Below are 10,957 nucleotides of genomic sequence, written 5' to 3'. Positions count from 1 at the left end.
GGTCCGCATGATCGCGCTGCTCCTGGCCCTCGCCGTGGGCCTGTCGGTCTTCGGCGTGTTCCACGGCATCCGGCTCTACCGCGCCGACACCAAACTCCCGTCCGACCTGATGCTCGCCCTGGAGGTCGGCGCCACCCGCACGACGGCCGTCGGCTCGCTCATCGACCGCATCGGCATCCGCTACGCCCCGCTGATACTGCGCCTGATGGGCCCGGACCGGGTGGCGCGCAAACGCCGCCAGATCGACACGGCGGGCAACCCGTCCGGCCTGACGATCGACCGCTACGCCGCCCGCCGCGCCGTGTACGCCTTCCTCGGCGGCGTCGGGGCCTTCGCCATGCTGATCAACGGCCAGCTGATCCTGGCGCTGCTGATGGTGGCCTTCGGCCTGTTCTGGATCGAGGCCGGACTCTGGTCGGCGATCCGGATCCGCCGCGACCACATCGACCGGACCCTGCCGGACTTCCTGGACGTCCTCGCGGTGGTCGTCAGCGCCGGGCTCGGCTTCCGGCCCGCGCTGGAACGGGTGGCGGACAAGTACGCGGGCCCGTGGTCCGACGAGATCCGGATCACCCTCCAGCAGATGACCATGGGCGTCAGCCGCCGCCAGGCCTTCGACGAGCTGCGCCGCCGCAACGACTCCGAGCAGGTCGCACAGTTCGTCACCGCCCTCCAGCAGGGCGAGGAACTGGGCTCCCCGATCGTGGACACCCTGATCGCCATCGCCGAGGACATGCGGCGCACGGACGCCCAGAACGCCCGCCGCCGCGCCGCCAAGGCCGTCCCGAAGGCCACCTTCGTCGTCACGATGTTCATGCTCCCCGGGACCATGATCCTCCTGATCGGCGGGTTCGTGTACGGAGCCGACGTCGACTTCGGCGCCATGTTCGGGGGCGGCTGAGCCATGACCGCCTCGCTCGACGGCACGGCGTTCGCCGCCGCCGCACGCGACCGTCCGTCCGCCCGCCCCGCGGTGCAACTGCCGATCGCCCTCCAGGCCAACGCCCTGCAGGCGCTGTGCCGCCAGGTCTTCGCCTTCCGCCTCGTGATGATCGCCCTCGGGACGCCGGTGGTGCTGAGCCGCACGGCGCCCGGGGCGCCGACGCACCTGGCGGGCGGCGCGGTCCTGCTCACCTTCCTGCTGTCCTACGTCCTGTTCCGCGACTGGGAGCGCTTCGGACCGCTGCTCCTGCGCCACCGCTGGCCGCTGGCGGTCGACTGGGCCTTCTTCAGCGGACTGCTCCTCCTGACGGCCACCCCCGGCTCCCCGCTCCTCCTCGCCTCGGTGTGCACTCCGCTGCTCGCCGGGATCGTCTACGGCCGGCCCGGCGCGGCGGTCTACGCGGTGGTCCAGGCGGCCGTGGTGGTGGTCCTCGCCGAGGCGCTGACGCTGGCCGTGCTCTGCGTCCTGGCGGGCGCGGCCGGGGCAAGCCTGCGCGGCCTGCTCCTCCGCTTCGGTACGGCCGGCCAGGCCCTGCTGGAGACCCGCGCCCGCGTCGCGGTGGCGGAGGCGGTGCAGGCCGAACGGGACCAACTGGCCCGCGAGCTGCACGACTCCGTCGCGAAGACCCTGCACGGCCTCGCCCTCGCCGCCGACTCCATGACCCGCACCACCGACCCGGCGACCCTCCGCCGCCAGGCCGCCCTGGTGTCCGGCGCGGCCCGCCGCGCGGCCGCGGAGTCCCGGGACGTACTGGCCGACCTGCGCCGGGACCCGGACGCGCCGGGGGTCTCCCTGGCCGCCGAACTCCGGGCCCGGATCGGCCCCGACACCGAGATCGACTTCGCCGAGCTGCGCGTGACCGGCACCCTCCCGGTGGTGCCCTCCCCGGTGGCCCGGCACTTGCTGGCGGTGGCGGGGGAGGCACTGGAGAACGCCCGGCGGCATGCGGGGGCGGCGCGGATCACGGTCGAGGCGGCCGTCGCCGCGTCTGACCTGTTGCTGGTGATCGAGGACGACGGCCGGGGCCTCCCGGGCGGCATCGACGTCCCTGCGTTGGCCGGTGCGGGCCGCTTCGGCCTGCTGGGCATGACGGAACGCGCGTCCGCGATCGGCGCCCGCCTCCACATAGGGGCCCGGGCCGGTGGGCGGTCGGGGACCCAGGTCCGCCTGACCCTGCCGCTGGCGGCCCTCGCTGCGGGGAGTGGTGCGTGATGGCGCCGCTGCGCGTGCTCATCGCCGACGACAACCCGGTCGTACGGGCCGGCCTGGCGGCCCTCCTGGGCACCGCCGAGGGCATCCAGGTGGCGGCGGAGGCGGCGGACGGCCGCGAGGCACTCCACCTGACCCGGCTGCACACCCCCGATGTCATCCTGCTGGACGTCCGGATGCCCGGGGTGGACGGCATCTCGGCCCTGCCGCACCTCGTGCAGCTCGCACCGGTGCTGATGCTGACGTACAGCCAGGAGTCGGAGATCGTCCGGGAGGCGCTGCTGCTGGGTGCGGGTGGCTACTTGGTGCACGGCGAATTCACGCCGGATCACCTCGTGGCGGCCGTCCGCGACGTGCGCGCGGGGCGGGCGCATTTCAGCCCGACGGCGGCGAGCGCGGTGCTCGCGGAACTGCGGACCTCTTCGCATCAGCAACGAACTGTGGGACAGTCGACGGAGCGTCTTCCCAACCATGCTGTGTTCGGGCTGAGTTCGCGTGAGGAGGAGGTCATGGATCTCATCGCTTCCGGCATGAGTAACCAGCAGATCGCAGCCAGTTGCTTTATCAGCGAGAAGACGGTCAAGAACCACATCAACCGGATCTTCGCGAAGCTCCAGACCGCCACCCGCAGCGAGGCGATAGCCCGTTGGCTGGGAACCGCCCGTCCGGGGGTGGCTGGCCATGGGTAGACGGAGTGAGCAGTGGGTCCGTAATTGGGTCCCGGGACCCTTTGCAACTGCTGGTGCGCCGTCGTACCGTCCGCGAACCGATATCGGCGCCGGCTCTGGAGAGGACTCCCATGCTGCACCTCAAGCTGCTCAAGGCGATCGTCGAACGGAAGAACCGGATGCGGCGGGGTGGGGACGAGGGGCAGACGGTCTTCGAGTACCTGGGGATCATCGTGATCATCGCGGCGATCATCGCGGCGATCATTGCGTCCGGTCTCGCGGGCAACATTTCGGGTGCCATTACAGCGGTCTTGAAGAAGATCACGGGCTAGGTACCGGAGTGGGGGCGCGTGACCGGGGGCAGGTTCTCCCCTTCTACGCCGCGATGATGGCCTGCCTACTCTTCGCCGCCTTGGCCTTCGTCGTCGTCGGGATGGCGGGGGCCACGCGCAGCAATGCGCAGGGTGCCGCCGACGCGGCGGCTCTCGCGGCTGCCCAGGAGACAAGGGACAACCTGCTCGTGGGCATGGATCTCCTCACTCTCACACCCGCCGACTGGGAGGACATCCTTGACGGTGATCGGCTCGACCCGGATGGGGCTTGCGCGAAGGCGCTGCAGTTCGCCGAGTCGAACGGCGCGAGTGCTGAATGCAGCGTCGGCATCCTGAGGTTTACCGTCACCACAGAGACCGATGACGCGATCGGGAACACGGTCATCGATGGAACCGAGAACATGAAGGGCCAAGCCGCAGCAACCGCTGTGATCGAGCCTCGGTGCGCCCTACAGCCCGGTACCACCCCCAGTCCGAACCCGACGTCGACGCCAGGTGGTGGGGCAACGCCCGGCCCGTTCGGCATCAACTGCAAGGGCCGTGGGGTGGTCACAGTGGATCCCTCATCGCCAGGTTCGTTGACCAAGCTCGCGAGGCAGTTCTTCACTGTGCGACTGACCGACTGACATCGAACGAGAGACAAGGAAGCGGCGTACATGAGCATTCGGCAGAAGGCGAAGGTCCGTGGGGGAGCGGCCGTTGCGGTTGCGGCGGTCTTGGCCCTCGCGGTGGCCGGATGCGGCGGAGGTGGCGAGAAGGCGAAGGAGCCGACGAAGTCCGAGACTCCCCAGGCCCAGGGAAGTAGCCCTCAGGAGCCTGCGCCCACTGTAAGTAAGGGCTCGGGGCCTCTCGAAGTAATCGCTACCGCGCAAGGGCCTTCCGGCATCACATTGGAGGTCAACTCGGCAGTACGCGACCAGGACGGGTACGTCACCGTCAGCGGTCAGATCAAGAACGCAGGCTCCGCGATCTTCTCCAGCCTCGGACCCTTGCGCGGTGAAGAGAAGACCGCCAGCCACGGGTCGGTTGCCGGCGCAACTTTGGTCGATGCTGTGGGCAAAAAGCGCTACCTCGTGCTGCGTGACACAGAGGGACGGTGTGCATGCACTACCGGTCTCCAGATCATCGAGGGTGGGGGAAGCGTCCCCTTCTTCGCGCAGTTCCCCGCACCACCGGCCACCACCACCGAGGTCGTGTTCGGTCTGCCGACCTTTGCCGCGGCCACCATCAAAATCTCCGGGTGACCCCATGACCAAACGCCATCGCACCACAGCTGCCACAGCCGTCGTCGGCCTCGTCATCGCGGGGACCCACTTCATCGGCGCGACCATTGCCCACGCGGACGATGTCACGCCGTCCGTACCTCCAGGTACGGAACCCTCCGCCTCCGCGCCCCCGCCCATCAGGCCCGATTCCCCGGGGCTGAAACTCCCCCAGGGCGGCGTGCTCGCACCCTCCAAGGTGCTGGACATGGTGGAGGTCGTCGAAGACCTCGGCGGCGAGGAACGGCGCCAGGAGACGAACCAGACCGTCATGATGGCGCTCCAGTCCGAGGTGATGTTCCCCGAGGACAGTGCCGTCTTCAACGCCCAGGCCGCCGCCCGCATCCAGGCCATCGCGCAGGAGATCAACACCCAGAAGGCCACCAACGTCCGGGTCTTCGGCTTCACCGACGACCAGGGAAGCTACGAGCACGGCAAGGAACTCTCGAAGAAGCGCGCCGACGCGGTGCAGGCCGAGCTGGCGAAGACGGTGACCAATTCCGGTGTCACGTACGACGTACGCGGCTACAGCGAGGACTATCCGATCGCCGACAACAGCACCGAAGAAGGCCAGAAGAAGAACCGCCGCGTGGAGATCACCTTCCCCCGCAGCGTCAAGTAGAGCCGGACCTGACCCCGTCACCCGCTCCGGCGGGGGCGGGGTTCAGTCCGTCAGCAGGTGGTCGGCCTTGCCGGCCTTGATGTCCCGGATGAGCTGTTGCAGGGCCTCGCGGGTGTCTGTGAGGTAGGTGTCCTCCTGGCCGGACAGGGCTATGTAGCTGTTGCCGTCCCCGTCCACGCCGATCCGGTAGCAGGAGTTCCCCTCGCCGCAGAAGGGGTCCTCCCAGGTCACGTCGGTCACGATGTCCCCTCTCACAGTTCGCTCGCGATGGAATGGATGAAGTCCCGGGATGCCCCCGGAGACAGCGCCATCTGCTCCATCAGCTCGAAATGAGCTCGGTACTTCGCGAGTTGGGTCTCGGCGTGGAGGAAGTCGGGCCCGTGCGAGTTGTCGATCTGCACGGTGTCGAGTTGCGCCGTCGGCCCTTCCGCGTAGAGCACCGTTTGCCCTGCTCCCGGAAAGCCGCCCGCCTCGAACGGGAGGACGAGCAAGGTCACATTGTCCTGTTCGGAGCGCTGGATCAAGTGGTTCAGCTGTGCCCGCAGGACGTCCGCACTGCCGAACCGCAACCGCAGGGCGGCTTCATGCACGACGGCTACGAACGCGGGAGCGTTCTCGCCGTCCAGGACGCTCTGGCGCTCGACGCGCAGTGCCAGCCGCAGGGCGATCTCGTGCTCGGGGAGCGCGGGGATGACCATGCGGAACACCGCGAGGGCGTGGTCCGAGGTTTGGAGCAGCCCCGGCATGTGGTGCGGGTACGCAACCCGCATGCGGATGCTGCGGGACTCCAACTCGGCGATGTCCAGGAAGCCTTGCGGTACTTGACCCCTGTAGCGGTCCCACCATCGCGGGCCGGCGGGTAGGGCCATGTCCGCCAGTCCGGCAATGTACCGCTCGTCGTCCACCTGGCAGTTGGCTGCCAGGGTGCGGATCCGGTCGGCCGAGATGGCGCGTGTGCCCGACTCCATCGCGGAGATCGCGCCCCGGTCCACAGCCAGGAGGCTCGCAGCGAACTCGGCCGACATCCCTGCTGACGTGCGCATTCGGCGCAGTTCGTATCCCAGTCGCTTCTGGCGCTCGGTGGGAGCTGTCCTCGCGGTCATGGGGTGCAGTCTTACGCGTCGCCAGCCCCTCGTGCCACGAACGGCTGACTTCTCCCGCCCGGGGGGCCAAAAAAGGCCCGCTCGCGCTACATTCAGTAATGCACCGCTCACGCAAGGGAGTTGGAAGTGCATCGCCGCAGCATGCCTCGGCCTCGGCTTCGGCGACGAGCCACTGCCCCCACCAAACGCGAGAGCAACCGAGCTCACGACAGGGAGTCCGTCATGCTCAGCCCCTTCATGCCCCCCAGCCCCGGCTGCTTCGATGCCTGTCCGCCGGAGGCCGACTCGCCCCCTTCCCCCGACGGGCTGTCGTGCAGCCTGACCGTGCCCGGGGAGCCGTACAGCGCCCAGATCGCGCGCGGCACCGTACGGTCCGTGCTGCACGCCCACCGGCTCGACCGGGTCGCGCCCGCCGCCGTGCAGGTGGTCGGGGAACTCATCGCGGCGGCCTGGTACTTGGACCCCGGCCGGAGCCTGTACCTCGCCCTCCGCCACCGCGAGGGGGCTCTGCGCCTCACCGTCTACGACGGGCACCCGCCCCACTCCCACCCCCGCCTCGCCGCCCACTGCGAGGCCCGCCGCAGGGCCGCCCTGCGGGTGATGGCCGCCGTCGTCAGGGACTGCGGCGGGGCGTGGGGCTTCGGGGAGTCCCGGGAGCCCGGGGGTGGTACGCGGACCTGGGCGAGCCTGCCCGTGGCGGGGGCCGCCGGGTACCTGGCCGGGTCAGTGGCTGCGCCGGAGTGAGATCCGTACGCGAGGAGCAGTCGCCCGCCGACCCTTGTCTATGATCATCGCGCTGAGGGAGCCGCGTGACGCCCCGTCTGCCGACCGGCGGCGTCACGCTTGGGGGGAGTAGCGAGCATGGCCACGGAAACGACGCGGTCGAACGACGCCGAGCCGAGCGTCGACGAGCCGAACGACGATGCGTCCGCGCGCGGGGACCGGAACCGTCGCATCCTGATTCGGGGCGGGGCGATCGCGGCTCTGGTCTGCGTCGTCGCCGTCGCATCCGTCTTCGTCGCGGGCCGGTTCCCCGGCGACTCGATGGACGTCGCCTGGAAGACCCCCGCCATCAAGGCCTCCGACCTGGGCGACGGGTACTGGAAGGACCACATGGGGGACGAGGACTGGCTCGTCGGCGACACGTTGGTGCAGAGCCGGTTGAACGCGGCGGCCGGTTACGACGCCGGGAGCGGCAAAGAGGTCTGGGAGTACCGGCCGCCGGGCAACGCCAAGATCTGTGCCGCCGCGGCCGACGTCGACCAGTCCGTCATGGTCGTCACACGCGACGACGAGAACCGGCCCGCCTCGGACAAGGGGCAGTTGTGCACCACGCTCGCCGCGGTCGACATGAAGAACGGCCGCGAGCTCTGGCGCACCGCCGTCCCTGCCGCGCCGCCCCGGGACGGGCGCCCGATCGACTCCGACCATCGTCCGGTGACCGCGGGCGGTGGCCTCGCCGTGCTCGCCCACCAGGGACTGCGCGCCCTCGATATACGCACCGGCACGCCCCGCTGGGCGGTTCCCGTACCGACGGACTGCATCCCCGCCCGGGCCATGCCGGCCGTGCGCCACATCGGCGTGCTCCTCGCCTGCGGCGGCAAGGAGAAGGACCAGGACAGGATCATCCCCAGGGACGCCGAAGTGCACGCGGCCGCTTTCAACCCGGCCACCGGCGCACTCCTGTGGTCCCACCCGCTCGGCGACCGGGAGCCCGCCACGTGGGGCCTGGGCAGCGCGAAGGTCGTCTCCGCCGACCCGCTGGTCGTGAATGGCCTCGGGGCCTACTACTCGTTCGGCAAGGACGGCCGGCCCAACCCGACCATCACCCTCTACGGCTCGCACGAGGTGGTGGACGGCAACAGGCTCTACCTCCTCGGCGGCCTCTACGTGAAGAAGGTCGGCACGCGGCACAGTGCCTTCGCCTTCGACCTGACCACCGGACGGCAGGTATGGAAGACCGGCCTCGACGCCAACGTCAGTGTCTTCCACCTCCAGGACGGGAGGCTGACCGCGATCGGCGAACGCTTTGACTTCGGGGTGTTCCCGGCCGTGAACCTGTTCCTCCTCGACGCCGCCACCGGCAAGGAGCGCGACGTCCGCCGCTTCCACTACCGCAAGACTCCGTCGGGCGAGGCCTTCGAGTACGAGGATCTGCTCATCGTCGGTGACACGGCGTACGAGCGCGCATGACGCGACGGCACAGCGGCTGACGGCTCAGTCGGGCCGGTGGCGGACGGCGTCTCCTTGCGTCGGGTCGCCGCCCGCCTCGTTACTGGTCCGGAGAGTGCTCGCGGCGGGGGTCCAGCCGGAAGTCGGGACAGTCGCGGTTTTGACATGCGCCCGGGCCCCACAGAGGAACGAATACGCCGAGGGTCTTGTGGCGGTGGACTGCGACCGGCACGGACTTCTTGCAGGTCGGACACACGTACGCTTCGCGTTTGCGCTTCATTTTGACCATCTTTTTACGATATGCCCGTTCTGGCGCGTCGGGAAGTTGACTGATCCCCGGCGCACCCGCCTCCCCCTGTTCCTCCCCCTGTTCCTCCGTCTGTTCCAGAACGCCTATCGGGACGGGCCTTCTGAGGCTGAGCACCACGGAACCCGTCAGGACGACGACGATGACTGCGAGGCTGATCGGTGAGGGGATTTCCGGGACGCCGGGGCTGATCATCTTGTGGGACGCCTGGAGGATGAGCTTGACGCCGATGAAGGCGAGAATGATCGCCAGGCCCTTGCTCAGGTAGTGGAAGCGGTCCAGGAGCCCTGCGAGCATGAAGTAGAGGGCCCGCAGTCCGAGGATGGCGAACGCGTTGCTGGTGTAGACGATGAAAGCATCGTCGCTGACCGCGAGGACGGCAGGGACACTGTCGACGGCGAAGATCAGGTCGGCGGCCTCGATCGCGGCGACCACCGCGAGCAGCGGGGTCGCCATCCGTACGCCGGCCTCCTTGACGAAGAACTTCGCCCCGGCGTACTCGTCCCGCACGGGGATGAGCTTGCGGAGCAGCCGCACGGCGAAGCTCTTGCCGGGGTCGAAGCTCTCCTGCTCGTCCTTGAGGAGCTTGTAGGTGCTGTAGAAGAGCACCGCCGCGAAGGCGAACAGCACCGCGGTGAAGCGGCTGACCACGGCCACGCCGAGGGAGAGGAAGATCCCGCGGAAGACGAGCGCGCCGATGACGCCGAAGAACAGCACACGGTGCTGGTAGGCGCGGGGCACCTTGAAATACGCGAAGATCACGGCGAAGACGAAGAGGTTGTCGACCGACAGGCTCTTCTCCAGCAGCCAGGCCGTCGTGTACTCGGTGCCGGCGGTCGTGCCGAGGACGAGGAAGACGACCCCGCCGAAGATCAGGGCGAGGCTCACCCACAGGCCGCTCCAGGCGGCTGCCTCCTTGAAGCCGATGACGTGCGCGGTGCGGTGGGACAGCAAGTCCACCGCCAGCGACACGACCACCGTCGCGGCGAACGCCCCCCACAGCCAGAGCGGGACCTCAAGCACACCGGGCACCTTCACTAGGGGCCGGGTAAAATTTTCGGCCCGTATACAGGAGTGTCCGACATTGCGACCCCGGCGGCATGCGGAGCGGGCGAGGTCGCCTCTTAGGACCGCGATCCGCGACGTGGTCGACGTCGGACGCACCTGGCGAGCCCTGCCCTACGGCAGGGTCAGTCGCTCCGCCGGGCGGAGTTCAGGCGGGCCGCTTGGCGGGTCAGGTGGTCGCGCTCCGCGAGGTTGGGAGCCCGGCGGGCCGCCTCGGCGTACAGGCGGGCCGCCGTCGACAGGTCGCCGTCGCGTTCGTGGAGGTACGCGGCGACCGCGGTGTGGCGGGGGAGCGCGGCGTCGAGTTCCGCGAGCGCCGCCAGGCCGGCGCGGGGGCCGTCGGCCTCGCCGACCGCCACGGCGCGGTTGAGGCGGGCGATCGGGCTGCCGGTCAGGCGTACCAGTTCGTCGTACCACTCCACGATCTGCACCCAGTCGGTCTCCTCGGCGGTCTGCGCGTCGGCGTGCAGGGCCGCGATGGCGGCCTGGGCCTGGAACTCGCCCAGCCGGTCGCGGGCGAGGGCGGGGTGGAGGATCCCGATGCCCTCGGCGATCAGGGCCGTGTCCCAGCGGGTGCGGTCCTGCTCGCCGAGCGGGATGAGGCTGCCGTCGGGGGCGGTGCGCGTGGCGCGCCGGGCGTGGTGGAGCAGCATCAGGGCGAGGAGGCCGGACACCTCGGGGTGGTCGATGGAGGCGGCCAGGCCGCGGGTGAGGCGGATGGCCTCGGCGGCGAGGTCCACGTCGCCGGAGTAGCCCTCGTTGAAGACCAGGTAGAGGACGCGCAGGACGGTGGCGACATCGCCGGGGCGGTCGAAGCGGACGTCGGAGACGGTGCGCTTGGCGCGGCTGATGCGCTGCGCCATGGTCGCCTCGGGGACGAGGTAGGCCGCGGCGATCTGCCGTGTCGTGAGTCCGCCGACGGCGCGCAGGGTGAGCGCGACGGCGGAGGAGGGGCTCAGGGAGGGGTGGGCGCACAGGAAGTAGAGCTGGAGCGTGTCGTCCACGGCGGGCGCGGGGCCGGGCGCCGGCTCCTCCTCCACCCGGTCCTCGCGGCGGCGGCGGGCGGTGTCCGCCCGCGTCGCGTCGAGGAACCGGCGCCAGCCCACGGTGACCAGCCAGGCCTTCGGGTCCCGGGGCGGGCCTTCGGGCCAGACCCGGACCGCTTCGAGCAGGGCCTCCTGGACGGCGTCCTCGGCCGCCGCGAAGTCGGCTCCGCGGCGGACGAGGATCCCGAGGACCTGTGGGGTGAGGCTCCGGAGCAGGGCCTCGTCCAC

12 protein-coding genes and 1 pseudogene are annotated in these 10,957 nt (G+C 70.0%); 9 read left to right on the top strand and 4 right to left on the bottom strand.

Translation table 11 applies throughout. The features are described 5' to 3' along the window. The first annotated feature begins 10 nt into the window (after nucleotides 1-10). From AC061S_RS33650 to AC061S_RS33620, 7 genes are all read left to right on the top strand, one after another. A complete protein-coding gene (locus AC061S_RS33650) occupies nucleotides 11-901 on the top strand; it encodes a DUF5936 domain-containing protein (RefSeq protein ID WP_478689687.1) in 891 nt (296 codons plus the stop codon). A 3-nt stretch (nucleotides 902-904) separates the two neighbouring features. Then, the gene (locus AC061S_RS33645; protein ID WP_478689666.1) at nucleotides 905-2,155 is read left to right on the top strand and encodes a sensor histidine kinase; all 1,251 of its coding nucleotides are present in this window, start codon (nucleotides 905-907) and stop codon (nucleotides 2,153-2,155) included. After that, nucleotides 2,155-2,841, top strand: a complete 687-nt coding sequence (locus AC061S_RS33640; RefSeq protein ID WP_478689686.1) for a response regulator — start codon at nucleotides 2,155-2,157, stop codon at nucleotides 2,839-2,841. The genes AC061S_RS33645 and AC061S_RS33640 overlap by 1 nt, the downstream gene beginning before the upstream one ends. Before the next feature lie 110 nt (nucleotides 2,842-2,951). Continuing rightward, nucleotides 2,952-3,152: a hypothetical protein gene (locus AC061S_RS33635; RefSeq protein WP_478689665.1), complete on the top strand. Its 201-nt coding sequence runs from the start codon at nucleotides 2,952-2,954 to the stop codon at nucleotides 3,150-3,152. Between the two features lie 8 nt (nucleotides 3,153-3,160). Next, nucleotides 3,161-3,778, top strand: a complete 618-nt coding sequence (locus AC061S_RS33630) for a pilus assembly protein TadG-related protein (protein ID WP_478689664.1) — start codon at nucleotides 3,161-3,163, stop codon at nucleotides 3,776-3,778. 30 nt (nucleotides 3,779-3,808) lie between these two features. Then, nucleotides 3,809-4,396, top strand: coding sequence for a hypothetical protein (locus tag AC061S_RS33625; protein WP_478689663.1), 588 nt, complete (start codon nucleotides 3,809-3,811; stop codon nucleotides 4,394-4,396). Between the two features lie 4 nt (nucleotides 4,397-4,400). Beyond that, nucleotides 4,401-5,036, top strand: a complete 636-nt coding sequence (locus AC061S_RS33620; RefSeq protein ID WP_478689662.1) for an OmpA family protein — start codon at nucleotides 4,401-4,403, stop codon at nucleotides 5,034-5,036. Nucleotides 5,037-5,078: 42 nt separating this feature from the next. On the opposite strand, the gene AC061S_RS33615 is transcribed toward AC061S_RS33620, so the two are convergent. Further along, nucleotides 5,079-5,276: a hypothetical protein gene (locus AC061S_RS33615; RefSeq protein WP_382977096.1), complete on the bottom strand. Its 198-nt coding sequence runs from the start codon at nucleotides 5,274-5,276 to the stop codon at nucleotides 5,079-5,081. Nucleotides 5,277-5,287: 11 nt separating this feature from the next. Further along, nucleotides 5,288-6,139, bottom strand: coding sequence for a helix-turn-helix domain-containing protein (locus AC061S_RS33610; RefSeq protein ID WP_478689661.1), 852 nt, complete (start codon nucleotides 6,137-6,139; stop codon nucleotides 5,288-5,290). Between the two features lie 222 nt (nucleotides 6,140-6,361). Here AC061S_RS33610 and AC061S_RS33605 point away from each other — a divergent pair, with 222 nt between their 5' ends. Continuing rightward, nucleotides 6,362-6,883, top strand: a complete 522-nt coding sequence (locus tag AC061S_RS33605; RefSeq protein WP_478689660.1) for an ATP-binding protein — start codon at nucleotides 6,362-6,364, stop codon at nucleotides 6,881-6,883. Nucleotides 6,884-7,000: 117 nt separating this feature from the next. Next, nucleotides 7,001-8,332, top strand: coding sequence for an outer membrane protein assembly factor BamB family protein (locus AC061S_RS33600; RefSeq protein WP_478689659.1), 1,332 nt, complete (start codon nucleotides 7,001-7,003; stop codon nucleotides 8,330-8,332). A gap of 376 nt (nucleotides 8,333-8,708) precedes the next feature. Here AC061S_RS33600 and AC061S_RS33595 read toward each other — a convergent pair. Further along, nucleotides 8,709-9,641 (bottom strand): annotated as a pseudogene (locus AC061S_RS33595) (TerC family protein); the annotation flags it as partial. A gap of 167 nt (nucleotides 9,642-9,808) precedes the next feature. Then, on the bottom strand, nucleotides 9,809-10,957 hold the full coding sequence (locus AC061S_RS33590; RefSeq protein WP_478689658.1) for an RNA polymerase sigma factor: 1,149 nt from the start codon (nucleotides 10,955-10,957) through the stop codon (nucleotides 9,809-9,811).

It is taken from the genome of Streptomyces sp. CA189 (assembly GCF_056428985.1).
This window is presented reverse-complemented; position numbering and strand designations above follow the sequence as displayed.